At 65.2% G+C, this 23,429-nt stretch carries 20 protein-coding genes and 1 riboswitch; of the genes, 11 read left to right on the plus strand and 9 right to left on the minus strand.

The annotated features are described in order from the left end of the window. Both JG743_RS15690 and JG743_RS15695 read right to left on the minus strand, forming a co-directional pair. On the minus strand, positions 1–882 hold the full coding sequence (locus JG743_RS15690) for an HpcH/HpaI aldolase/citrate lyase family protein (protein WP_202302076.1): 882 nt from the start codon (positions 880–882) through the stop codon (positions 1–3). After that, a complete protein-coding gene (locus tag JG743_RS15695) occupies positions 882–1,334 on the minus strand; it encodes a MaoC family dehydratase (RefSeq protein WP_202302078.1) in 453 nt (150 codons plus the stop codon). The genes JG743_RS15690 and JG743_RS15695 overlap by 1 nt, the downstream gene beginning before the upstream one ends. A gap of 153 nt (positions 1,335–1,487) precedes the next feature. On the opposite strand from JG743_RS15695, the gene JG743_RS15700 reads away from it, so the two are divergent. Further along, the gene (locus tag JG743_RS15700; RefSeq protein ID WP_202302080.1) at positions 1,488–2,609 is read left to right on the plus strand and encodes a DUF2336 domain-containing protein; all 1,122 of its coding nucleotides are present in this window, start codon (positions 1,488–1,490) and stop codon (positions 2,607–2,609) included. Here the strand turns inward: JG743_RS15700 and JG743_RS15705 are convergent. After that, positions 2,606–4,678 carry an FUSC family protein gene (locus JG743_RS15705; RefSeq protein WP_202302082.1) on the minus strand — a complete coding sequence of 691 codons (2,073 nt, stop codon included), beginning with the start codon at positions 4,676–4,678 and terminating at the stop codon, positions 2,606–2,608. The genes JG743_RS15700 and JG743_RS15705 overlap by 4 nt on opposite strands. 43 nt (positions 4,679–4,721) lie before the next feature. After that, positions 4,722–6,779, minus strand: coding sequence for a DNA topoisomerase IV subunit B (gene parE / locus JG743_RS15710; protein WP_202302085.1), 2,058 nt, complete (start codon positions 6,777–6,779; stop codon positions 4,722–4,724). Positions 6,780–7,011: 232 nt separating this feature from the next. Here parE and cpaB point away from each other — a divergent pair, with 232 nt between their 5' ends. From cpaB to JG743_RS15755, 9 genes are all read left to right on the plus strand, one after another. After that, positions 7,012–7,941, plus strand: coding sequence for a Flp pilus assembly protein CpaB (gene cpaB, locus JG743_RS15715; RefSeq protein ID WP_244673157.1), 930 nt, complete (start codon positions 7,012–7,014; stop codon positions 7,939–7,941). A 27-nt stretch (positions 7,942–7,968) separates the two neighbouring features. Beyond that, positions 7,969–9,411, plus strand: a complete 1,443-nt coding sequence (locus JG743_RS15720) for a type II and III secretion system protein family protein (protein ID WP_202302087.1) — start codon at positions 7,969–7,971, stop codon at positions 9,409–9,411. Between the two features lie 4 nt (positions 9,412–9,415). After that, positions 9,416–9,691 carry a hypothetical protein gene (locus JG743_RS15725; protein ID WP_202302089.1) on the plus strand — a complete coding sequence of 92 codons (276 nt, stop codon included), beginning with the start codon at positions 9,416–9,418 and terminating at the stop codon, positions 9,689–9,691. 26 nt (positions 9,692–9,717) lie between these two features. Beyond that, on the plus strand, positions 9,718–10,932 hold the full coding sequence (locus tag JG743_RS15730) for an AAA family ATPase (protein WP_202302091.1): 1,215 nt from the start codon (positions 9,718–9,720) through the stop codon (positions 10,930–10,932). Then, a complete protein-coding gene (locus JG743_RS15735) occupies positions 10,929–12,350 on the plus strand; it encodes a CpaF family protein (RefSeq protein ID WP_202302093.1) in 1,422 nt (473 codons plus the stop codon). Before JG743_RS15730 ends, JG743_RS15735 begins: the two co-directional genes overlap by 4 nt. Positions 12,351–12,353: 3 nt before the next feature. Then, positions 12,354–13,319, plus strand: a complete 966-nt coding sequence (locus JG743_RS15740; RefSeq protein ID WP_202302095.1) for a type II secretion system F family protein — start codon at positions 12,354–12,356, stop codon at positions 13,317–13,319. 1 nt (position 13,320) lies between these two features. Further along, positions 13,321–14,289 (plus strand): type II secretion system F family protein, encoded by a 969-nt coding sequence (locus JG743_RS15745; protein ID WP_202302097.1) that lies wholly within the window; start codon positions 13,321–13,323, stop codon positions 14,287–14,289. 137 nt (positions 14,290–14,426) lie between these two features. Then, complete coding sequence (locus tag JG743_RS15750) at positions 14,427–14,900, plus strand: tetratricopeptide repeat protein (RefSeq protein WP_244673158.1); 474 nt, start codon at positions 14,427–14,429, stop codon at positions 14,898–14,900. A 395-nt stretch (positions 14,901–15,295) separates the two neighbouring features. Continuing rightward, positions 15,296–16,468 carry a GGDEF domain-containing protein gene (locus JG743_RS15755; RefSeq protein WP_202302099.1) on the plus strand — a complete coding sequence of 391 codons (1,173 nt, stop codon included), beginning with the start codon at positions 15,296–15,298 and terminating at the stop codon, positions 16,466–16,468. 13 nt (positions 16,469–16,481) lie between these two features. Here the strand turns inward: JG743_RS15755 and gcvP are convergent, their stop codons facing one another. The 3 genes from gcvP to gcvT are packed head-to-tail and all read right to left on the minus strand — an operon-like array spanning position 16,482 to position 20,784. Further along, positions 16,482–19,295 (minus strand): aminomethyl-transferring glycine dehydrogenase, encoded by a 2,814-nt coding sequence (gcvP, locus tag JG743_RS15760; RefSeq protein ID WP_202302102.1) that lies wholly within the window; start codon positions 19,293–19,295, stop codon positions 16,482–16,484. Positions 19,296–19,308: 13 nt separating this feature from the next. Further along, positions 19,309–19,677 (minus strand): glycine cleavage system protein GcvH, encoded by a 369-nt coding sequence (gcvH, locus tag JG743_RS15765; RefSeq protein WP_202302104.1) that lies wholly within the window; start codon positions 19,675–19,677, stop codon positions 19,309–19,311. A 6-nt stretch (positions 19,678–19,683) separates the two neighbouring features. After that, entirely contained in the window at positions 19,684–20,784 is a 1,101-nt protein-coding gene (gene gcvT, locus JG743_RS15770; protein ID WP_202302106.1) for a glycine cleavage system aminomethyltransferase GcvT, read from the minus strand. A gap of 149 nt (positions 20,785–20,933) precedes the next feature. Continuing rightward, positions 20,934–21,020, minus strand: a riboswitch (glycine riboswitch). Positions 21,021–21,207: 187 nt separating this feature from the next. Between gcvT and JG743_RS15775 the strand changes: the two genes are divergently transcribed. After that, positions 21,208–22,209 carry a hypothetical protein gene (locus tag JG743_RS15775; protein ID WP_202302108.1) on the plus strand — a complete coding sequence of 334 codons (1,002 nt, stop codon included), beginning with the start codon at positions 21,208–21,210 and terminating at the stop codon, positions 22,207–22,209. Here the strand turns inward: JG743_RS15775 and JG743_RS15780 are convergent. Further along, the gene (locus JG743_RS15780; RefSeq protein WP_202302110.1) at positions 22,206–22,637 is read right to left on the minus strand and encodes a GNAT family N-acetyltransferase; all 432 of its coding nucleotides are present in this window, start codon (positions 22,635–22,637) and stop codon (positions 22,206–22,208) included. The two genes, JG743_RS15775 and JG743_RS15780, sit on opposite strands and share 4 nt — an antisense overlap. Then, positions 22,637–23,428 carry a molybdopterin-binding protein gene (locus JG743_RS15785; protein WP_202302129.1) on the minus strand — a complete coding sequence of 264 codons (792 nt, stop codon included), beginning with the start codon at positions 23,426–23,428 and terminating at the stop codon, positions 22,637–22,639. Before JG743_RS15785 ends, JG743_RS15780 begins: the two co-directional genes overlap by 1 nt. Position 23,429: the final 1 nt, after the last annotated feature.

Consider the following 23,429-nt stretch of genomic DNA (forward strand, 5'->3'; position numbering starts at 1 on the left):
TCAGGCGGAAATCCCGGCGGCCCTGGCGCGCGCGAGAAGGCGCTCGGCCAGGCGCAGATGCGGCCGATCATACATCTTGCCGTCGATGCCGACGACGCCGGGATTGCCCGCGGCGGCGAACGCGTCGACGATTACCTGTGAGTGTCTTACGGCTTCGGCTGACGGCGTGAAGGCCGCGTTGATGACCGGCACCTGCGCCGGATGGATCGCCATCTTGCCGGCAAAACCGTCGCGTTCGGCCTCGCGGCATTCGGCTGCGAAAGCTTCCATGTCGCGGAAGTCCGGAAAGACAGTGTCGATCGCCGCGACTTCAGCCGCGCCGGCCGCAAGGATGGTCATGGCGCGGGCGAGACGGAAGACATCGGTGTAGCGGCCGCGCTCGTCGCGCGCGGCGCGGGCGCCGATCGCGGCCGACAGGTCCTCGGCGCCCCAGGTGAGACCGGCAAGCCGCGTGCTGGCGCCGGCATAGGTTGCGGCGGTCAGCACGCCCGCCGGAGTCTCGGTGATGATCGGCAGGATCCTGATCGCGCCGTCAGGCAGGCCGTTTTCAGCCTCGTGCACTCTGAGCTTCGCCGAGAGCTGCTGGACATCCTGGCCGCTGTTCGACTTCGGCAGCATGATGCCGTCCGGCGCGGCTGGAACAAGCGCCGTCAGATCGTCGTCGGTGAGCCCCGTCGACAGATCGTTGACGCGCACATAGATCGCGGAGGCCGTTTTTTGCCTATGCGCGGCGATGAAGCGTGCCGCGATCTCGCGTGCCGACTGCTTGTTGCCGGCCGCGACCGAATCCTCAAGGTCGACGATGACGACGTCGGCGCCGGCGCCAAAGCCCTTTTCCAGCTTCTTTTCCGAATCGCCGGGAACAAACAGCAGCGAGCGCATCAGGCCGCCTTCTTCATCATCATCGCCTGTCGTGTGCATTTGGCGACGAGGACGTCATCCTGGTTGTAGGCGCGGTGCTCGAACTCGACGATGCCGCGATCGGGCTTCGATTTGGACTCGCGCACCGAAATCACCGTGGTTTCGACACGGATTGTATCGCCATGGAAGACCGGATGCGGAAACACCGTTTCCTTCATGCCGAGATTGGCGACAGTGGTGCCGACGGTGATGTCGTTGACCGAAATGCCGATCATCAACCCCAGCGTGAACAGCGAATTGACCAGCGGCTTGCCCCATTCGCTTTTGGCGGCGAAGTCGAAGTCGATGTGCAGCGGCTGCGGGTTCAGCGTCATCACCGAGAACAGCATGTTGTCGCTCTCGGTGACGGTCTTGCGCAGCGTGTGGCGGAAGACGTGGCCGACGACGAACTCTTCGAGATAAAGCCCGGCCATGCACGATCTCCTCAACGGCTCAGGGGTTGATAGGCGCTGCCTGCCGCGCCCGCAAGCCAGTTAACAAACATGGTGAACCGTTCGTAAACCATTTCCAGCCTAACGTTCCAGCGGGGCCGGGGACCTTCCCGGCAAGGGCGCAAGCTGGTTGGCATGATTGTTTCGCATTTTCTGAAATGGATCGATACGGCAAGGGTTGCCGAGCGCGCGGCCGCTGCCAGCGCGCTGGCTCGCGCCTATATCAATTCCGACCTGCCTTTCGAGGACCGCTGCGCCGCGGAAGCAGCGCTGACATTCCTGCTCGACGATGCCTCGTCGAAAGTGCGGCTGGCGCTGGCCGAGGCGCTGTCGATGAGCCATCACGCGCCGATCCAGATCATCAGCGCGCTGGCCTCCGACCAGCCGGAAGTGGCCGCGATGGTGCTGGCGCGTTCGCCATTGCTTACCGATGCCGACCTGATCGACCGGGTCGCCGGCGGCCAGAAAGCAACGCAGAAACTGATTGCCGACCGGCCTGTCGTCTCGATGGCGCTGGCGGCGGCGATCGCCGAAATCGGCGAACCGGAAGCCTGCGCCGTGCTGCTTGCCAACAGCGGCGCCGACATCGCGTCGCTGAGCTTCCGCCGCATGGCGGAGCGCCATGGCCATCTGCCGCTGGTGCGCGAGGCGCTGATCGCCGACGGGCGGCTGCCCGCCGATTGCCGGCACATGCTTCTGGTCAAGCTCGGCGAGACGCTGAAAGGTTCGCCGCTTGTGCTGGCCCTGATGGGTGCGGCAAGAGCCGATCGCGTCATGCGCGACGCCTGCGTGAAAGCCTCGGTGACACTGATCGAAGGCACGCGCGCGGAGGAGCATGCCGCGTTGATCGAGCATCTCAGGCTGCGCGGCGACCTCACCGCGAGCTTCATCATCCGCACCATCGCGCATGGCAAGGTCGATTTCTTCGGCTCGGCGCTGGTGGCGCTTGCCCAGCAATCCGAGCAGCGGGTGAGGGCGCTTCTGGCCGGTGGGCACGACGTGGCGTTGCAGGCGCTGTTCCGCAGCGCCGGCCTCGCCGCGGCCACCCACGGCATCATCCTGCGCGCACTCAAGGTGTGGCGCGAGGTGGCCAATGGCAAGCGTGTCGCCGGCGTGCAGGAGGTGAGCTGGCTGATGCTGAAGGAACTCGGCGGGCAGTCGGCGGAAGGTGACCTCGCCGGGCTGGTGAAGTCGATCCATCTCGAAGCGCTGCGCGAAAACGCGCGCGGGCACGCGCTGGCGATCGCGGCCGCTTAAGCCTGAATCCGGTCCTTCACGAAAAAATCCGGAAAATCCTCGATTGCCGCGGCAATGATGCGCAGCGAGGCGGCGACCTGCAGCATGTCGGCCTTGTCGCTGCGCTCGGCGATGCTCGCCGCATATTGCCTGGCGACGGCGATCGTCGCCGTCTGCGGTTCGCCAGACCTGCGAAACAGCAGCTCGCGCGCCAGTCCGCGCAGGAAATTGGTGATGGAGAGAACTGTCTCCGACGGTATCGCTGAATTCTGCTGGGCGCTGCGCAGCCGCAGGATCTCGAGCCCGACGGTGACAGCCGAAATGCTGCCGCCGAGCACGGGGTCTCCCTTCTTGCCGATGCGCTGCAAGAGCGGCATCAACTGGTTGACCCGGTCATAGGCCAGGCTTTCGAACGCCGATCGTCGAGGTATGCGTTCATGCAGGCAAAGGCGTGCCAGGTCTTCGCGCATGACCTGGAGGATGCGGTTGACGGTCACCCATGGATCGGCGGGCAGCACGACGATGAAGACGCCGATGGCGATCAGAATGCCGACCAGGATCGAGGCCGACCCGGCGAGGAACGGGCCAGGGTCGTAGGTCATGGCCTGATGCGGGCTGAGGAAGGCGAGGAAATTGATGGCAAAGGCGGTGGCGACGCCGACATGGCGCGGATTGGCCATGCCGAGCGCCGCCGGCACCATGATCGGCACGACGAAGAGCGCGAACCAGCCGAAGCCGGGCAGCGCTGGCATGGCGATCTGGCCGACGAGGAACGCGAAGGGAAGCGCCAGCAGCGTCCCGGCAAAGAAGCCCCAGGCCGACTGGACCGGATCGGGGCGTGACGCGAACAGGCTGGAGACGACGGCGACGAGGATGACGGTGCCGGTCGCTTCCGACCATTTCGTCGTCAGCCAGAAGGCGGCAACCAGCAGTGTTGCGACGGCGGCGCGCACGGCATTGCGCCAGGCGGCGTGGTAGTCCCGGTGCACGACCAGTGCCGGCTGGCGCCGGTCGCGGGACGGCCGCGAAACCGGCGAACGGAGCGCGTCCAGGCCGCGCAGCACCTGCTTCAGTGCTTCGGCAAAGTCAGCGGCGATGGTAAGGCGGGTGATGGTGCCGACCCGGTCGCTTTCGGGATCGGGTGAAGCCTCCGGCGTCTGCCGCGCCTCCCTGGCGATCGCGTCGAGCCGCGCCACCCAGGGGCCGGTGTCGTCGAGCGCGCCGGGTGTCGCCGCCAGTTCGCCGACGAAAGCCTTCAACTCGCTGCGGACCGGGATGAGGGCCGCGTTCTTCGGCGCGGCATGGCTGTGCAGCGCGCGTGCCGCCGAAAGCGCCCACAGAAGCTGGCCGATCGTGCGCCGGACCGGATGGGCGCGGGTGGCGAAGCTTGGCGCCTCGAGCCTGGCATAGGTGCGCATCTCGGCAAGCGTCTGGGCGTCGGCGATCAGCTTGCGCTGGAGACCGGCAAGCGTTGCGGCGTCACCTCCCGAGAAGGCGCCGCCTGCGTAGGTGGCAAGATCGAGGATGCTGCGCTTCAGCCTGGAGATGATGGCGTCCGCCGCCAGTTTCGGCAGGATCAACCGGCTGGTCAGGCCGGCACAGAGGATGCCGAGCACGATCTCGGCGCAGCGCGCGACGGCGAGATCGACGACGAGGTGCGGCTGGCCGAAGGCGGGCAGGCCGATGATCATCGCGGTGTAGCCGGCAAGGGCGGCGCCATAGGCCTCAGGATTGCGCAACAGCGACGAAACCAGCGTGCAGATCCCGATCCAGATCGCGAGCGCGGCGAGCAAAAGCCAGGGGTTGGTGCCGAAGACAGAGGTGATGCCGATCGCGGCCAGGCCGCCGGCCAGCGTGCCGATCAGCCGGTAGAAGCCCTTGGCCAGCACCATGCCGGCGACCGGCTGGGCAACGATGAAAACCGTCATCATCGCCCATTGCGGATGATCGAGCCTGAGGGCGTAGGCGGAAAGAAGCGCGATCAGCCCGGCCGAAACGGTGCGCAGGGCGAAGATCCAGTCCGAACGCGTCGGCTGGGTCAGCCCGCCGAACCTTGCCTCGATAAGATCCTTCAGCCGCGCCAGGCTCACATGCTCGTCTCCGCAACGGAGCCTGTTATGGACCAGTCGGCGGTCAGATATCCAGCACGTCCGCCTCGGCGAATTCGGCGCGCTCCTGGATGAAGCGGAAGCGCGCTTCCGGCTTGGTGCCCATCAGCTCATCGACCCTGTCCTTGGTGGCTGAATCGATTTCGTTCACATCGACCCTGAGCAGCGTGCGCTTCCTCGGGTCCATGGTGGTCTCCTTGAGCTGCGAGGCCATCATCTCGCCCAGGCCCTTGAAGCGGCCGATCTCTACCTTGGCGCGGCCGGTGAACTCGGTGCGCAGCAGCTCGTCCTTGTGCGCGTCGTCGCGGGCATAGGCGATCTTGCCGCCCTGCCGGATCGAATAGAGCGGCGGCACCGCCATGTAGAGATGGCCGCCACGCACCAGGTTCGGCATCTCCTGATAGAAGAAGGTGATCAAGAGCGAGGCGATGTGGGCGCCGTCGACGTCGGCGTCGGTCATGATGATGACCCGGTCGTAGCGCAGGTCCTCGTCGCGGTATTTCGAGCGCGTGCCGCAACCGAGCGCCTGGACAAGGTCGGAGATCTGCTGGTTGGCGGCGAGCTTGTCGTTGCCGGCGCTGGCGACGTTGAGGATCTTGCCGCGTAGCGGCAGCACCGCCTGGCTGGCGCGGTCGCGCGCCTGCTTGGCCGAGCCGCCGGCGGAATCGCCTTCGACAATGAACAGCTCGGCGCCGGCGGCGGCGTTCTGCGTGCAGTCGGCGAGTTTGCCCGGCAGGCGCAGCTTGCGCACCGCGCTCTTGCGCGACACTTCCTTTTCCTGACGCCGGCGCACGCGCTCGTCGGCGCGCGCGATCACCCAGTCGAGAAGCTTCGAGCCTTCCTGCGGATTGTCGGCCAGCCAGTGGTCGAACGGATCGCGGATGGCGTTTTCGACGATGCGTATCGCCTCGATCGTCGCCAGCCTGTCCTTGGTCTGACCGACGAATTCCGGCTCGCGGATGAACACCGAGAGCATGCCGGCGGCCGAAATCATGACGTCTTCGGAGGTGATGACGGAGGCGCGCTTGTTGCCGATGAGGTCGGCATAGGCGCGCAGCCCGCGCGTCAGCACGTTGCGGAAGCCTGCCTCATGCGTGCCGCCTTCAGCGGTCGGAATGGTGTTGCAGTAGGAATTGAGGAAACCGTCGCCGCCGAACCAGGTCACCGCCCATTCCAGCGATCCATGGCCGCCCTGCTTGTCGCTTTTTCCGGCGAAGACCTCGCGCGTGACCTGGAATTCATCGCCGAGTGTGGCCTTGAGATAGTCTTTTAGGCCGCCCGGGAAATGGAACTCGGCCTTGGCCGGCGTCTGGTCCTTTTCCTTGATCAGCGACGGATCGCAGGTCCAGCGGATTTCGACGCCGCCGAACAGATAGGCTTTCGAGCGGGTCATGCGGTAGAGGCGCGCCGGTTCGAAGGCCGCGCCCTTGCCGAAGATCTGCTCGTCGGGGTGGAAACGGGTCCTGGTGCCGCGGCGGTTATGCACCTCGCCAAGATGCTCAAGCCCGCTCACCGGGACGCCGCGTGAGAAACGCTGGCGGTAGAGCTGACGACCCCGCGCGACTTCGACCTCGAGATGGTCGGACAGCGCGTTGACGACGGAAACGCCGACGCCGTGCAGGCCGCCCGAGGTCTCGTAGACCTTGCTGTCGAACTTGCCGCCCGAATGCAGCGTCGTCATGATGACTTCGAGCGCCGGCTTCTTGAATTTCGGGTGCGGATCGACCGGGATGCCGCGGCCATTGTCGGTGACGGTCAGGAAGCCGTCGGCCGAAAGCTCGACATCGATGAAGGTGGCATGGCCGGCGACCGCCTCGTCCATCGAATTGTCGATGACCTCGGCGAAGAGATGGTGCATCGCCTTGTCGTCGGTGCCGCCGATATACATGCCGGGCCGGCGCCGCACCGGCTCCAGCCCTTCCAGCACCTCGATGTCGGCGGCGCTGTAGCCCTCGCTGCCGTCGCGCGAGGCGGCCGGGCGCTTTGCCGCCGCCTGCACCAGCGGATCGGCCGGGCGCGCGGCGGCGCGAACCGGTTGCGGCTGCTTTTCCAGGTTGCCGAAGAGGTCGTTGCTGTCGTCCATGCTGGCCTAGAGTCCGGTATTGCGAATCACTCCTCGATACTGCCACGCTTTTGGCGGGCGAACGAGGTTCCTGTTCCGTTCAGGGAATTCGGCTCGTCTTACTCCAAAACCTTTCGATAACCAAGCTGGCGGAAATAGGTCGAATCCAACGGGTTCGGATTCCTGATTCTTTAACAATAACTCCTAGCGTGAGCCCCAACGAACAAAAGACCACGGGCGTCAGGGGTTTCGCGTGAGGGGCAAGGCCATAACCATGATCGGCATCGCCGCCGTCTTCGGCGCGATCTCGATCTTTGCCGCCGATTTCTGGGTCAAGAGCCAGGCGAAAGCCGATTCCGAAGAGAAAACGGCTTCGATCGTGATGCCGCCGGCACCCAAGGTCGAGTTCAAGACCATCGTGGTGGCGAATGCGCCGCTGCGCTACGGCATGCAGCTCGACAAGGCGCAGCTCAACGAAATCCCGTGGCCGCAGGATTCCGTGCCGCAGGGCGCGTTCACGACCGTCGACGAGCTGCTCAAGGAAGGCAGCCGCGTGGTGCTGTCGCCGATCGAGATCAACGAACCGGTGCTGCTCACCAAGCTGTCGGGGCCGAACGGCCGCGCGACGCTTTCCAACATGCTGTCGCCCGGAATGCGGGCGGTGACCATCCGCACCGATGAGATCGCCGGCGTCGGCGGCTTCGTCACGCCGGGCGATCGCGTCGATGTCGTGCTGACGCGCGATGCCGGCGATATCCAGGAAGTGGCCAAGAACGCGCAGGGCGCGTCCGGCTCGACGATCACGTCCGAGATCGTGGTGGCCGATGCCAAGGTTCTGTCGGTCGGCCAGGGCGCGGACGAGCGCCAGACCGAGCCGCAGATCGCCAACTCGGTGACCCTCGAGGTGACGACCGAGGGCGCGAAGCAGGTGGCGCTGGCCCGCACCGTCGGCACGCTGTCGCTGTCGCTCCGCTCCGCCAGCGACAGCAGCGCCGGCAAGGACGGCCTGACCACGATCTCGTCCTTCGGCGGCTCGGTGGCGGCAAATGCGGGGGCGGCTGCCGGCGCGGTGTTCGAGGCGGTGGCGAAAGAGCCGGAGAAGCCGAAGTTCAAGACAGTCATCGTGACGCGCGGCACGCAGGGCGAAGAATACAAGGTGCCTTCGCCGGAACAGCAGCAATAGCCGGTGGGGACCGGCGGGGACAGGACAATGCTTGGGCTGAATATACATCGCTTGACGCTGGGGCTGCGCCTCGCGGGTGCGCTCGCCGTGGCGGTTTCACTGGCCGGGGCCGGAGTGCTTGTCCTCGGCGGGCAGGCGCGGGCCGGCAATGACATCGTCTATGTCTCGGTGACCAAGAACGCCTCGATCAAGGTCGCCAAGGGCAAGCCGCGGACGATCATGACGAGCGCGGCCTTCTACCAGATCGTCATCGGCGACCCGGAGATCGCCAACGTCAATCCGCTGACCGACAAGTCCTTCTATGTGCTCGGCAACAATCTCGGCACCACCGGCATCGCGCTGTTCAACGAGAACAAGGAACTGGTCGGTACCATCGACATCGAAGTGACGCTCGACACCGAGCAACTGGCGAACACCATTCGCGCCAGCGTGCCGGATGCCAAGATCAACGTCGGCTCGGCCAACGGCCGCGTGGTGCTGTCGGGCGAGGCGGACGACGCGGTCGCGGCCGAGAAGGCGAACAAGATCGCCAGCCGCTTTTCCGGCAATGAGGAAGTGATCAACTCGGTCAACATCTCGTCCTCGCAGCAGGTCCAGCTCAACGTCCGCTTCGTCGAGATCAATCGCCAGGCGGGTATCGATCTGGGCGCCAAGTACAGCGCCAATTTCGCCTATGGCCTGGGCGGCCGCGACGTGACGATCGATCCGGGATCGATCCCGGCGGCCGGAACCGGCGAGATCATCGGCCGTCTCCTGTCGAACGGCGTCTCGATCGACATCGCCATCAAGGCGCTTGAGGAGCGCGGCCTCGCCCGGCGGCTGGCCGAGCCGAACCTGATCGCGCGTTCGGGCCAGACAGCGAGTTTCCTCGCCGGTGGCGAATTTCCAATCCCGGTCTCCGAGGACAACGGCAAGATCAGCGTCAGCTACAAGAAATACGGCGTCAGCCTGGATTTCACCCCGACCGTGCTGAAGGACGGGCTGGTCAGCCTCGACATCGCGCCCGAGGTGTCGTCGATCGACGCGTCCGCCTCCTATAATATCGGCGAGATTTCGGTTCCGGGCTTCATCGTTCGCCGGGCGAAGACGTCAATCGACCTGAAGAACGGCCAGAGCTTCATGATCGCCGGCCTGCTGCAGTCGCAGAACGACATCACCACCTCGCGCCTTCCGGGTCTCGGCAAACTGCCGGTGCTGGGGTCGCTGTTCTCGTCCAAGGCCTATCAGCGGCGCGAGACCGACCTGGTGATCATCGTCACGCCCTATCTGGTCAAGCCGGTCGATCCGTCGAAGAAGATGGTCGAGCCGACCGACGGCACCCAGCCGGCCAGCAATTCGGACTATTTCCTCAACAACAGCGAGGAAGTGAAGACTTCCGACCCGAACCGCGCCCTGGCGATGGCCGACGGCCGCGTCACGCAGCCTGCCTCGCCGACGGCGGGGCATTTCCTCGACCTGCCGAAGGATTGAAGCCATGCGTCCGGTTCCAGGACTGATGCTTGCCCTGCTGCTCGCCGGCCTCCTCGGCTGCACCAGCGACGACTATGTGCGCACCGAAGGCGTGACGCCAGCCGCGGGCAACGCGCAGGCGGCCAATACGGTCATGCAGATGGTCGATCCGTGGAAATACGGCGTCCAGAACACCAGGCTGCTGGTGCCGGCGCAGCGCGGCAGCACCTCGACGGCCGGCGCCGCCGGCGAGGCCGCGGGTGGCAAGACAGGCGAGACGACGAGCACGACAACCAACTGATCTCATTGACCTGACGGGTTGACGACATGGCAAGCGGCATCAAGAGCAAGAAGATCCTGCTCGTATCCACCGACAGGACGTTCCTGCAGGACACCCGCACGGCGTTCGCCGCTTCGGACGTGATCGAGCTGCTGACGGTCGACAAGAGCATCACCGAGCTGCGCGGCGAAGTCCAGGAGGCGGATTTCGGCGCGCTCATCGTCGACATGGACGCGGCGAAGCTGGAGGAGATCGAATCGCTGCAGCGCGTCATGCGCCGGCTGGAAGGCCGGGTCCCGGTGGTCGTGGTCACACAGGAATTCAACGCAGCGGCCGTGCGCATCCTGGTCCAGCTCCAGGTCGCCGATTTCCTGGTCAAGCCGATCACCACCGCCGACCTGGTGCGCTCAGTCGTGCGGGCGCTGCAGGGGCCGGGGCGGGAGGAAAACACCGAGTCGCAGATCTATACCTTCATGCCCGCCGCCGGCGGCGTCGGCACCACGACGCTGGCGCTGCAGACCGCCTTCCAGCTGCATCATTCGGTGACGCGCGGCGCCTCGACCTGTGTCGTCGACCTGAATTTCCAGCAAGGCGCCTGCGCCGAATATCTCGACCTCGAGCCGCGCTTCGACATTACCGAAATCGAGAACCAGCCGGAGCGCCTCGACCGGCAGCTCTTGGACGTGATGCTGTCCAAGCATGCGAGCGGGCTCTGCGTGCTGGCCGCGCCGACGCGCCCGTCGGAAATGCGCTCCTTCAAGACCGACGTCGTTGTGCGCATGCTCGACCTTGTCTCGGCCTATTTCGACAATGTCGTCATCGACATGCCTCGCACCTGGTTCCCATGGACCGAAACGGTGCTGCTCGGCTCCAACAAGCTCTACATCGTGGCCGAGATGACGGTGCCGTGCCTGCGCCACACGCAACGGCTGATCCAGGCGATCTACGAGACCGCCGGCAAGGAAGTGAAGCCGAACGTCATCGTCAACCGCTTCGAACAGAAGATGTTCGACAACGGCATCAAGCAGGCCGATGTTCAGGACATACTCGGCGAGCATTTCGTCGGCGGCATCTCGAACAACTACCGGCTGGTGCGCGAGGCCGTGGACCGTGGCGTGCCGCTGCACGACGTCGATCCGAACGCCAATGTCGTCAACGACCTGAAGAAGATCATCCTGCCTGAGGAAGCGGTGACGACGACGACCAAGTCGAAGTCGCTGTTCGGCCTCGGCAAGGGCCTGCTGAAGAGGAAGGCCGGATGACAAGCCGCTTCTCAACGCTTCAGAACCGCGACCTGCGTCCGCAACGCCCGGCCGAGGCGGCACCGGTCGCGCATCATGCCGTTGTCATTCCGACGACGCGCAAGCCCGTAGCGCCAAAGGTCGAGGCAGCGCCGGCCAAGAGCGCCAACAAGGTGCTCGACGCGCGTGTGCGCATCCACCGCATGCTGCTCGAGGAAATCAACCTCGTGGCGTTGGAGCGGCTGCCGAAGGACGAGATGCGCCGGCAGGTGCATGAATTCGTCTCGGAAAAGACCCGCCAGGAGAGGATGGCGATCAACACCGCCGAGCTCGACGCGCTGGTCGACGACATCGTCGACGAGATGGTCGGCCTCGGCCCGCTGGAGCCGCTACTCAAGGATCCCGAGATCAACGACATCCTGATCAATGGCCACCAGAACTGCTTCGTCGAAAGGCGCGGCAAGCTGCAGCAGGTGAATATCCCGTTCAAGGACGAGGCGCATCTGCTTCGAATCATAAACAAAATCGTCGCGGCGGTCGGCCGGCGCGTCGATGAATCGGCGCCGATGGTCGACGCGCGCATGCTCGACGGCTCGCGCTTCAACGCTGCCATCCGGCCGGTCGGCGTCGACGGGCCGCTGGTGTCGATCCGCAAATTCTCCAAGAACAAGCTCGGCCTGCACAAGCTGGTCGAGTTCGGCGCCATCACCCAGAACATGGCCGAGGTGCTGGCGGCGGCCGTGCATGCCCGCAAGACCACCATCATCTCGGGCGGCACCGGCACCGGCAAGACGACGATGCTCAACGCGCTGTCGGCCTTCATCCCCGAGGACGAGCGCCTGATCACCATCGAGGACGCCGCCGAGCTGCAGTTGCAGCAGCCGCATGTCGCGCGCATGGAGACGCGGCCGGCCAACATCGAAGGCCACGGCGAATTGAAGCAGCGCGACCTGGTCAAGAACGCGCTGCGCATGCGCCCCGACCGCGTCATCCTCGGCGAATGCCGCGGCGAGGAAGCCTTCGACATGCTGCAGGCGATGAACACCGGCCATGAAGGCTCGATGGCGACCATCCACGCCAACACGCCGCGCGACGCGATCTCGCGCCTGGAGCAGATGCTCGGCATGACCGGCATGCCGATGACGGTGCAGTCGATCCGCAGCCAGATCGCCAGTGCCATCGACATCATCGTGCAGCTGACCCGCCTGTCCGACGGCAAGCGCAAGGTGACCAGCGTCGCCGAGGTGACCGGCATGGAAGGCGACGTCATCCAGATGCAAGAGATTTTCCGCTTCGTGCGCACCGGCATGGAGGCGGACGGCAAGATCCTCGGCCACTACGAGGCGACCGGAATCCGCCCGCGTTTCCTCGAAGACCTGCGCAACATGGGCATCGAATTCCCGGGAAGATATTTCGAACCCGGCCGTCCGCAGGAGTGAACGGTGTTCGAGGGTTTTAGCGCGATCTACGTCGTCTATGCCGCGGCTGCGCTCACCGGCATCATGATCGCCGAGGCGTGCTACCTGCTTTATGCCGGCCGCAGTGACAAGCGCACGGCCATCAACCGGCGCATGAAGCTGCAGGAGAACAAGATCAGCCAGGAGCAGGTGCTGATCCAGCTGCGCAAGGAGCGCGGGCTGGAGGCAGGTACCTCGGTGTTCTCGCTCGACCGGTTCCGCGCCTTGCGCACTCAGTCCGGCATGACGATGCCCTTGTCCAAGTTTCTGACGATCACTTCGGGCGTGGCATTGGTGGCGGCGCTGGTCGCCATCTGGTACGGCCTGCCGTTGCTGCTCGGCCTTCTGTTGTTTGTCGTCCTCCTGCCGATACTGCCGGTGATGGCATTGCGCTTTCAGCGCGGCCGCCGGCTGAAGCGGTTCGGCATGCAGTTGCCGGAGGCGCTGGAACTGATCACGCGCGGCCTGAAGGCCGGCCATCCGGTGCCGGTGGCCATCTCCATGGTGGCGCGCGAGATGCCGGACCCGATCGGCACCGAGTTCGGCGTCATCGCCGATGAGGTGACCTATGGCTCGGACCTGGTTTCGGCGCTGAATTCGCTGTTCGATCGCGTCGGCCACGAAGACCTGCCGTTGTTCGTCACCGCCGTGTCGATCCAGAACAGTTCGGGCGGCAATCTGCGCGAGATCCTCGACGGGCTGTCGGCGACGATCCGCGAGCGCGGCAAGCTGCGCCGCAAGGTGCGCGCGATTTCGACCGAGGGCCGCATGTCGGCCTACATCCTGACGGCGGTGCCGGCGCTGCTGTTCGCGGCCATCATGGTGATGATGCCGCAGTTCTACAAAAGCGTCTGGGGCGTGCCGAAGACCTGGTACCTGCTTGGCGGCTCGGTGACCTGGCTAATGCTGGGCAACGCCATTATGTTCAAGATGTCGAACTTCAGGTTCTGACATGCAGGCCGTGATCGAATTCCTCGCCTCGCTCGCGCCGACTTCGCTGATGCCGGTGGCGGTGCTGCTGCTGATGCTGGGCGGCGGCGCCGTGGCCTGGCCGCTGGTCGTGGCCAAGGGCGACCGCAACGAGGTCAAGCGCCGGCTGAAGGTTGAGGAGAGCAGCCAGGCTGTCGAGCAGACCGAGCCTGCGCCGCGCAAGAATTCCAACGCGGTGCGCGAGAAGGCGGTGAAGCGGGCGCAGGAATTCTACGCCAAGAGTGACCCCGAGAATGTCGCGCGGCTGCGCATGAAGCTCATCCAGGCCGGCTACATGGAGCCGCGTGCGGTCGGCACCTTCTTCCTGATCCGCTTTGCCGCCTTCGTCGGCCTGGCCCTCGGCGCCCTGCTGCTCAACCACTGGATGGCGAGCGCGGATTCGACCATGACCAGCCGCTGGACCTTCGTCATCCTGTCGGGTGCCGCCGGCTATTTCCTGCCCGGCCTGGTGCTGACCCAGAAGGTGCGGGAGAAGATGCGCGAATACCGCAACGGCTTTCCCGACTTCATGGACCTGATGATCGTCTGCTGCGACGCCGGCATGAGCATGGAGGCCGGCATCGAGCGCGTCTCCAAGGAACTCGCCAAGACCTATCCTTCGCTCAGCCAGAACCTGCAGCTGGTGTCGCTGGAGCTGAGGGCCGGCCGTAGCCTCGACGATGCGCTGAAGGCGCTCGCCGACCGCCTCAGCCTCGACGAGGTGCGCTCCTTCGCGACGCTGCTGCAGCAGTCCAAGGAACTGGGCACCAGCCTGTCGGGAGCGCTACGCGTCTTCTCCGACGAGATGCGGCACAAGCGTATGTCGCTGGCCGAGGAGAAGGCGCATGCCCTGCCGGCCAAGATGTCTGTGCCGGTGACGGTATGCATCCTGCCGGTGGTGCTGATGATCGCCATCATACCGATCATCGTGAAGATGACGACGGCGCACTGAACTCCACGGAAACGCTGGTTAACGCATCCTTGGCGCGTAACCGGATTTTAGCTGCATTTCGGCACCGAAGCTTAATCGCTCCTATGTACAGTGCTCCCTGAAGAACGACCCGGCAAATCGGGCGATGGGGCAGGGGCATGCGTCACAGACTTCCCACGGCAATGGCCGCATTGGCAGCCGTCTTGATGGTCACCGGTTGTACGACTAACAACAACGTCGACACGACCAAGACCACCGCGATCCAGCCGGCGTCCAAGGACGTCAGCGCTACCGACCTGGCAGAGGGCAAGGCGCAGTTCCGCGAGGCGAATTACGGCCTTGCCGAAAAGCACTTCCGCAAGGCCGTGGAGCTCAAGGCCGACAATGCCGAGGCCTGGATGGGGCTTGCCGCCTCCTATGACGAGCTCGGCCGTTTCGACTTCGCCGACCGCGCCTACAACCAGCTTCTGAAGGTCGCCGGCCGCCGGCCGCAGATCGTCAACAATATGGGCTATTCGCAGTTGCTGCGCGGCAACAAGAAGCAGGCCAGGGCCCTGCTGCTCGAAGCCAAGGCCCATATGGCCGACCCAACCGTGGTCGACGCCAATCTGGCGCTGCTGAACAAGAGCTAGAAATCGTTCCGCCCGAATTCACCCGGCTATAGGTCGACTTGGTCGTGGCGAGACGAGAGATTTTCAACCGGCACTATTTCCTTTTTGTCGATTTGCAAAACAGTTCGACGGATGCGGCTTCCCGCCGGCGGACGCCGCTTTGTCAGCCGGCTTGCCCGATGCGCAACTTCGGGCATGCGTCCTCTTTCGCACGGGTCGTCTCGCGCTCGTAGACAGAACTGTTTCAATATAAACCAGAACGTCTCTAGTCTTCGCATCTGCCCTTCATAGTAGTGGACGCTTTGTAAACCTTGTCCGAAGGTTGCGTCGAAAGCTTAGCTGAAAACTGTATCGGCGGGCCGCCGTTAACCTAGAATGCGGGTGCACCGTCGACTCCCATGAGGCTGCGCCCAAGAATGTTGGATTTTAGTTCGCTCCTGCTCGCGGCGGCGCTGTCGGGCTCGTGCCTCAGCATCACGCTGTTAGCGATCTGGTTCACCGCGCCGCGGGCGCATTTCGTGCTGACGGTGGCGTGCGGCATGCTCGTGCTTGTCGCGCATGTAGTGCTGTTCTGGCGGTACACGAAGGAACCCAGCCCCTTGCTGTGCCAGGCTGTCCTTGCGCTGCTCAGCCTGGGCATTTTGGCCATCTGCCTGTCGTCCATGCAGTATCTCAGCGTGCCCGGCTACAGGCGTGTGATCGTGCCTACCCTGCTTGCCATGATCGTTTGCGCGGCCGTCACCTATCTCGGCCTAGACGGCGTCGGCTTCATCATCACCTATGCGACGGTGACGGCGCTGCTTGGTGTGATCGGCGTGATGTTCTGGACCAAGGGGGGCGGCCACGACCGGCGGATTCTGCTTGTCGTGGCGTTTTTGAGCGGCGTCTGCGGGCTGTCCTTCGGCCTTTGCGGCGCAGTGCTCCTGGTCGGTGGCCATTGGGTGCTCGGTATCGCCCCCGACAACTGGGCAGAGGGATTGAACTCCGTCGTTGCGGTCGCCTGTATGACCGGTCTCGGCGCGCTGACGCTTTCGCTGCATCATCTGCAGGCGCAGATCGAATTGAAGGCCGAGACCCTGACCGATCCGCTGACCGGGCTGATGAACCGGCGGGCGCTGACCTCGCTCTATGGCGAGCGCGCCTTCGGTCCGTTCATGTCGGTGGTGATGTTCGATCTCGATCACTTCAAGAAGACGAACGACCTGTTCGGCCATCCGGTCGGCGACAAGGTCCTGTGCCGCTTCGCCGCCGTCATCCGCAAATATAACCGGACCGGCGTCGACGCCTTCCGGCTGGGTGGCGAGGAATTCGCGCTGGTCATGTCGCGCATGACCGAAGACAAGGCCTATGAGCTGGCTAGCAAGATCGGCGTCGCCTTCGGCGCCGAGGTCGTGCCAACCCCGCGTGGCCCGCTGCGCAGCACCGTCAGCGGCGGCATCGGCTTCGGCAAGGCCGGCGGCAGCAGCCTCGACGATGTGCTGGCCGAAGCGGACAAGGCTCTCTACGCGGCAAAGCACGCCGGACGGAACCGCGTGCTTGTCCTTAGCGAAGCGAGCAAGGCCGACGGGCCGGCCTTGCGTTCCGCCTGATCGCTCCCGGGCGCTACTCGGCGGCGCCCAGATATTCCGATAGCGGCGGGCAGGAGCAGACCAGGTTGCGGTCGCCGGCGACATTGTCGATGCGCGACACCGGCGGCCAGTATTTGGCCGATGTGTCGGCATCGCCTGCCGGATAGGCCGCTTCCAGACGCGAATAGGGATGCGTCCAACTGCCGGCCAGCGCTTCCGCCGCGGTGTGCGGCGCGTTGACCAGCGGGTTGTCGTTGAGGGGCCATTCGCCCTTCGCCACCTTGGCCGCCTCGCCGGCGATTGCAATCATCGCCTCGCAGAAACGGTCGAGCTCGCGCTTTGGCTCGGACTCGGTCGGCTCGACCATCAGCGTGCCGGCGACCGGGAACGACATGGTCGGCGCATGGAAGCCATAGTCGATCAGGCGCTTGGCGATATCGTCGACGCTGATGCCGGCGCTCTCCTTCAGCACGCGCGTGTCGAGGATGCACTCATGCGCGATGCGGTCGTGCCTGCCCTTGTAGAGGAGCGGGAAGTGCGGCGCGAGCCGCGTCGCCATGTAATTGGCCGAGATGATGGCCGTCTCCGTGGCCTGCTTCAGGCCGGAGGCGCCCATCATGCGGATGTACATCCAGGTGATCGGCAGGATCGAAGCGCTGCCGAAGGGTGCGGCCGACACGGCATGCGCCGAGCCCTCGGTGACGTGACCCGGCAGATAGGGCTTCAGATGCGCCTTGACGCCGATCGGACCGACACCCGGACCGCCGCCGCCATGCGGGATGCAGAAGGTCTTGTGCAGGTTCATGTGGCAGACGTCGGCGCCGATGTCGGCGGGCCGCGCCAGGGCGACCAGGGCGTTGAGGTTGGCGCCATCGAAGTAGACCTGGCCGCCATGCTCGTGGATGAGGGCGCAGAGATGGCGCGCGCCTTCCTCGTAGACGCCATGCGTCGAGGGATAGGTGAACATCAGCGCCGCGAGATTCTTCGAATGCTCGTTGGCCTTGGCCCGCATGTCGTCCATGTCGATGTTGCCGTCTTCCAGGCAGCGCACGACGACGACGCTCATGCCCGCCATCGCCGCGCTCGCCGGATTGGTGCCATGCGCGGAGGACGGGATCAGGCAGACGGTGCGGTGGCCTTCGCCGCGCGAGCGGTGATAGGCGCGGATGGCGAGCAGGCCGGCATATTCGCCCTGGCTGCCGGCATTGGGCTGCAGGCTGACTGCGTCGAAGCCGGTGATCTCCGACAGCCAGCCTTCCAACTCGCCGACCATGGCGCGATAGCCCGCCGAATGGCTGGCAGGGGCGAAGGGATGCAGGTTGGCGACGCTCGGCCAGCTCACCGGCATCATCTCGGCGGCGGCATTGAGCTTCATGGTGCAGGATCCGAGCGGGATCATGGCGCGGTCGAGCGCCAGGTCCTTGTCGGCCAGCCGGCGCAGGAAGCGCATCATGTCCGTCTCGGAATGGTTCTCGTGGAAGACCGGCTGGGTCAAGAACTCCTTGCCGCGCGGCTTTCCCGGTACGGTGCGATCGGCCGCCGCGGCGGCCTTGGCGCCGAAGAGGCCGGCGATCGCCTCGAGGTCGGCCTCGGTCGAGGTCTCGTCGAAGGCGATGCCGAGATGGTCGGCATCGATGACGCGCAGCAGCCGCCCGGTCTTTTCGGCGGCTGCGGCGATAGCCTTGGCCTCGCCCTTCACCTCAGCCGTCACCGTGTCGAAGCGGCCGGCACCGAGCACAGACACGCCCGATGCCGTGAGGCCGGTGGCCAGGCGGCTGGCGAGCCCATGGATGCGCTCGGCGATCGCCTGCAGACCGGCCGGGCCGTGCCAGATCGCGTAGGCGGTCGCCATGTTGGCGAGCAGCGCCTGCGCGGTGCAGATATTGGAGGTGGCCTTGTCGCGGCGGATATGCTGCTCGCGCGTCTGCAGCGCCAGCCGGTAGCCGGGACGCCCCTTGCTGTCGGTGGACTGGCCGACCAGGCGGCCGGGCATCAGCCGGGTCAGTTTGTCGGACACGGCGCAATAGGCGGCATGCGGGCCGCCGAAGCCCATCGGCACGCCGAAGCGCTGCATCGGGCCGACGGCGATGTCGGCGCCCAGTTTGGCCGGGGCATCGGTCAGCGTCAGGCCGAGCGGATCGGCGATGAAGATGACCAGCGCGCCGCTGGCGCGGGCTTTCTCGATCGCCGCCTTGTGGTCGCCATAGACGCCGAAGGTGTCCGGCCAGGAGACGAGCAGGGCGGCGGTGTTGTCGTCGATCGTCTCGCCGTCGACCTCGGTGCCGAGCGGCTCGGCGCGGGTGCGCACGACGTCCAGCGTCTGCGGATGCGGCGTGCCGGCAATCGCCACCTTGGTGCGCTTGTCGCGGTGATGGCGAAGGGCAATGCCCACTGCCTCAGCGACGGCGGTGGCTTCGTCGAGCAGCGAGGCCGACGCCACCGGCAGACCGGTCAATTCGGCGACCAGAGTCTGGAAGTTGAACAGCATTTCCAGCCGGCCCTGGCTGATCTCGGCCTGGTAGGGCGTGTAGGCCGTGTACCAGGCCGGGTTCTCGAACAGGTTGCGCTGGATAACCGGCGGCACATGGACGCCGTGGTAGCCGGCGCCGATAAAGCTCTTCAGCACGGTGTTCCTAGCCATCGTCGCCGACAATTCGGCCAGTGCTTCGGCTTCGCTGGCCGGCGCGGGCAGGGTCAGCGGCTGGTCGAGGCGGATCGATCTCGGCACGGCCTGGCTGATCAGCGTCTCGACGGACGGGACGCCGATTACGGCAAGCATGGCCCTGACGTCGTTGAGGCCTGGGCCGATGTGGCGGGCCGAGAAGGGGGTGAGTGATGCGGTCATCATAACTGTCCTGCTCTCAACCGATATGGGCCTTGTAGGCGGCCTCATCCAGAAGCCCGTCGAGCTGGCCTTCATTGGCGAGCCTCATCTTCCACAGCCAGCCGTCGCCCGTGGCGGCCGAATTGACCAGCGACGGATCCGACGACAGCGAGCTGTTGGCCTCGGTGATCTCGCCGTCGACCGGCGCGTAGACATCCGACGCGGCCTTGACGGATTCGACCACGACGGCGGTGTCGCCCTTGGCCAGCTTGCGGCCGACTTCCGGCAGTTCGACGAAGACGAGATCGCCGAGCTGCTCCTGCGCGTAGTCGGTGATGCCGACGGTGGCGACGCCGCCTTCGACACGGAGCCATTCGTGGTCTTCGGTGAAATAGGTCTTTGCCATCGGGACTTATCCTTTGCGGTAGCGATGAGGCGTGAAGGGCAATGGGTTGATATCGATCGGGATTTTCGTCCCGCGGACATCGGCGAACAGTCTTGTTCCGGGCTTGGCCAGCGCGGTGTTGGCGTAGCCCATGGCGACCGGATGACCGGCCGACGGGCCGAAACCACCCGAGGTGACATGACCGGCCGGATTGCCGTCGGCATCGAAAAGCGCAGCACCCGCGCGCACCGGCTGGCGGCCGTCCGGCTTCAGCCCAACGCGCTTTTGCGCCGGGCCGCGCTCCAGTATGGCGCGCAGCGCGTCGGCACCGATGAAATGACCGGCGGCGCGAACATCCTTGGGAATCGCCCACATCAGGCCCGCGCTGGCCGGATCGAACTCCTCGGTGATGTCCTGGCCGTGAAGGCAGAGCCCGGCCTCCAGTCGCAGCGAGTCGCGGGCGGCGAGGCCGATCCACTGCACGCGCTCGTCCTTCAGCAGCGTGGCCACCAGGTCCCGCGCATCCGCTTCCGGCAGGCCGATCTCGAAACCGTCCTCGCCGGTATAGCCGGAGCGGCTCATGAACCAGTTTTGGCGCGGCTCGATGCCGTGCATGAACAGCAGCGAGCCGGTCTCCATTCCGGCGCGGGCGAGGGCGGCCCATGCTTCCGGCCCCTGGATCGCCAGGAAGACGCGGTCGAGCGCGTCCACTTTTGCGTCGAAATCGGCGGCGAGCGCCCGCAAATGCTTCTCGTCGACGGCGGCATTGCCGGCGTTGGCGACGACCATGAAGCGCTCGTCGCCAAGCCTGGTGACGATAAGGTCGTCGATGATGCCGGCAGCCTCGTTGAGGAAGAAGGTGTATTTCGACTGCGAGATGCCGAGCGCGCCGGCGTCGAGCGGGCAGGCGCGGTTGAGAAGCGCAGCGGCACCCGGACCGCTGACCAGAAACAGCTTCATGTGCGAGATGTCGAACAGGCCGGCATGCTCGCGGGTATGAAGGTGCTCCTTCATCACGCCGGCGGGATAGGTGAGCGGCATCGACCAGCCGGCGAACGCGCCAAAGCGCGCGCCTGCGGTCATATGCAGATCCTCGAGGGGTAGGTGTCTGGCTTGGTCGCCCGTCATGTCATCTCCAGAGTCGCACGCAATCGGCCGCTGATGGCGACCAGTCCGTGCCCCTCTGTCTGAAGCCTGAGAGACTCGCGCCCCGTAACTCTGTCGGCAGCGCTTACACCTTCGGCGCGGGGCGTGAGCCCCGACTTTCCAGAGTGTCTTTCCCGTCTACGGTTCTTTTGCCTGAGAGATTTCGGGCGATTTCCCCTTCGGCGGCAGCTCTCGCTGCTCTCTCCCGCAAACAGGTAGGACTCAGGGTTGAGCCCTCGACTCGTCATCCATAGCCCGTCAACGACACCTTGTCACCTGCCAGCGACATCTTACTGACAAGTCTTCGCTAACCACGGCGCTTGCCGGTTTCTCAAGACACTTCTGATACATCGCTGCGAAACGATGCTTGGGGCCGGATTATTCCGGCGGCGACGGGGACCAACAATGGGCGAACTGATCATGAGCGCTCCGGTGGCGGGGCTGACCTCCAAGAACCGCATCACGGCCGAGGACGTCACGATGCTGCGCCGCGAGGTGTTCGGCGACGGCGTGGTGAGCCGTGGCGAGGCCGAGGCGCTGTTCGCGCTCGACCAGACGGCGCGCGACAAATGCCAGGAATGGCCCGCGTTCTTCGTCGAGGCGGTCACCGACTACATCGTCCATCAGGAGAAGCCGGAGGGCTATATCTCCGAGGAGAATGCCGACTGGCTGATCCGGACGATCTCGCGCGATGGCATGGTCGACAGCCTGACCGAGCTCGAACTCGTGGTGCATGTGCTGGAGAAAGCCAAATCGTCGCCCAGTCGGCTTTCGGTCTATGCGCTGGAGCAGGTCGCGCATGCGGTGATCGACGGCAAGGGACCTTTGATGCTGGGCGGCCAACTGGTTTCGGGACTGGTGGCCAAGGCCGAGGTCGATCTGCTGCGCCGCATCCTCCACGCCTATGGCGGCGACGGCAACATCGCGATCACCCGCGCCGAGGCGGATGTGCTGTTCAGGATCAACGAGAGCACCGCGGCGGCCAGCAACGATCCGTCCTGGAACGAGCTGTTCGTCAAGGCGATCGCCAATTTCGTCATGTGCTCGGCCGGCTACGAGGCGCCGACGCGCGAGGTGGCGCTGCGCCAGGAGAACTTCCTCGACGATGCCGACCCCGGAATTGGCGGCTTCTTTGGCCGCATGGTATCGGGCGGGCTCGCCGGCATCATCGAAGCCTACCGCTCACCTGACGATATCGAGGCCGATTGGGAAGCCAGGAACCGGGCAGCCGAAGCAATGGCCCGCCGCGCCGAGACGGTCGATGCCGGCGAGGCGAAATGGCTGGCCGAGCGGATCGGCACGAAGCGGCCGCTCAGCGAAAACGAGCGCGCGCTGCTGACGCTGATCAAGCACGCCTCGCCGGAAATCCACCCGTTGCTGAAGCCGCTGCTCGACAAGGTCGCCTAGCCGTTCGCGGCTATTGTCTTGCAAAGAATGAAATTGGAGTGGCCTTCGGGCCACCCGGCAAATTCGGCCATACGCTCGAAACCAGCCTTTTCGTACATGGCGGGCGCCTGAAAGTCGTGCGTCGCGACCCAGATTCGCCGCGCACCGCGGCTTGCGGCCTCGGCGACAAAGGCGTCGAGCAGCTCTCTGCCGTAGCCACGGCCCCGAACTTCGTGCTCAACCCACATCAATTCGAGCTCGGCGATGCCTGCCCACGAATAACCGGCGGCAACGCCAATTGCGCGCCCCGCTTCGTCCCGTACGGCAAAGACAAGGCCCCGATCGTCGTCGCGGCCTGCGATACGCCGGTTGTCGGCGTTGAGGCGTTCCTCGATGGCACCGAGGTCGTGTGACGACAGATCGTGCTCGGCTTGCAGGCGAGGCGCCATCAAATGCCGCCGTACCAGTCGTAGCCATTGTCTTCCCAATAGCCGCCGCGGCCGCCGCCGATCGCGGCGAAACTGTCGATCAGCTCTATTTTGTATATGTATTTCGGCATCTTGTAGCCGAGCTGGCGCTCGACACGCACGCGCAGTGGGGCGCCGTTCTCGACCGGGAGCGGCTTGCCGTTGACGCCGTAGGCCAGGATCGTCTGCGGATGGCGGGCATCGATCAGGTCGATGGTGCCGTAATATTTGACGTCGCCGGAGAGGCTGCGGTCGATCGTGTCGAGGCAATGGAACATGACATAGCGGGCCTGGGGTTTCACGACCGCCTGGTCGAGAACCAGGGACAGCGGCGTGCCCGTCCATTTGGCGATGCAGCTCCAACCTTCGACGCAGTCGTGGCGGGTGATCTGGGTGCGGCTCGGCATGTTCTGAAGCTGCTCGCGGGTGAGCGACAGCGGCTTCTCGACAAGGCCGGAGACTTCGAGGCGCCAATCGGCGAAATTGTTGGCAAGCAGCCCTTTGTAGGTGTCGTCGTCGGGCGCGGTGACGCCGTTCGGCCGCTGCGGCTGGCGGATGTCGGCCTCGGTGAATTCCTGGGCCAGCGCGTCGCGGCCGGCCAGCAGGCGCTGGGCCCGGTATGTCAGGCCGTTGGCGTTTTCGAGGAAGCTGCGCAGGCCGCCGCCGACACCGAGACCGCTGTCGAAGGCATCGCAGCCGGACAACGCGATACCGGACAGGCCGAGACTGGCGGAGGTCAGGAATTTCCTGCGGTTGATCTGAAACTTCGCCATC

The sequence above is a fragment of the Mesorhizobium sp. 131-2-1 genome (genome assembly GCF_016756535.1).
Classification (GTDB): Bacteria; Pseudomonadota; Alphaproteobacteria; order Rhizobiales; family Rhizobiaceae; genus Mesorhizobium.

Excerpts from the sequence above, each read along its gene's own strand:
- gcvP (WP_202302102.1), bottom strand. The coding sequence starts at position 19,295 with ATGATGACCGCATCACTCACCCCCTTCTCGGCCCGCCACATCGGCCCA.
- JG743_RS15750 (WP_244673158.1), top strand. The coding sequence starts at position 14,427 with ATGCGTCACAGACTTCCCACGGCAATGGCCGCATTGGCAGCCGTCTTG.
- parE (WP_202302085.1), bottom strand. The coding sequence starts at position 6,779 with ATGGACGACAGCAACGACCTCTTCGGCAACCTGGAAAAGCAGCCGCAA.
- JG743_RS15700 (WP_202302080.1), top strand. The coding sequence starts at position 1,488 with ATGATTGTTTCGCATTTTCTGAAATGGATCGATACGGCAAGGGTTGCC.
- JG743_RS15725 (WP_202302089.1), top strand. The coding sequence starts at position 9,416 with ATGCGTCCGGTTCCAGGACTGATGCTTGCCCTGCTGCTCGCCGGCCTC.
- JG743_RS15775 (WP_202302108.1), top strand. The coding sequence starts at position 21,208 with ATGGGCGAACTGATCATGAGCGCTCCGGTGGCGGGGCTGACCTCCAAG.
- JG743_RS15695 (WP_202302078.1), bottom strand. The coding sequence starts at position 1,334 with ATGGCCGGGCTTTATCTCGAAGAGTTCGTCGTCGGCCACGTCTTCCGC.
- JG743_RS15720 (WP_202302087.1), top strand. The coding sequence starts at position 7,969 with ATGCTTGGGCTGAATATACATCGCTTGACGCTGGGGCTGCGCCTCGCG.
- JG743_RS15745 (WP_202302097.1), top strand. The coding sequence starts at position 13,321 with ATGCAGGCCGTGATCGAATTCCTCGCCTCGCTCGCGCCGACTTCGCTG.
- JG743_RS15785 (WP_202302129.1), bottom strand. The coding sequence starts at position 23,428 with ATGGCGAAGTTTCAGATCAACCGCAGGAAATTCCTGACCTCCGCCAGT.
- gcvH (WP_202302104.1), bottom strand. The coding sequence starts at position 19,677 with ATGGCAAAGACCTATTTCACCGAAGACCACGAATGGCTCCGTGTCGAA.
- JG743_RS15780 (WP_202302110.1), bottom strand. The coding sequence starts at position 22,637 with ATGGCGCCTCGCCTGCAAGCCGAGCACGATCTGTCGTCACACGACCTC.
- gcvT (WP_202302106.1), bottom strand. The coding sequence starts at position 20,784 with ATGACGGGCGACCAAGCCAGACACCTACCCCTCGAGGATCTGCATATG.
- JG743_RS15735 (WP_202302093.1), top strand. The coding sequence starts at position 10,929 with ATGACAAGCCGCTTCTCAACGCTTCAGAACCGCGACCTGCGTCCGCAA.
- JG743_RS15755 (WP_202302099.1), top strand. The coding sequence starts at position 15,296 with ATGTTGGATTTTAGTTCGCTCCTGCTCGCGGCGGCGCTGTCGGGCTCG.
- JG743_RS15690 (WP_202302076.1), bottom strand. The coding sequence starts at position 882 with ATGCGCTCGCTGCTGTTTGTTCCCGGCGATTCGGAAAAGAAGCTGGAA.
- JG743_RS15730 (WP_202302091.1), top strand. The coding sequence starts at position 9,718 with ATGGCAAGCGGCATCAAGAGCAAGAAGATCCTGCTCGTATCCACCGAC.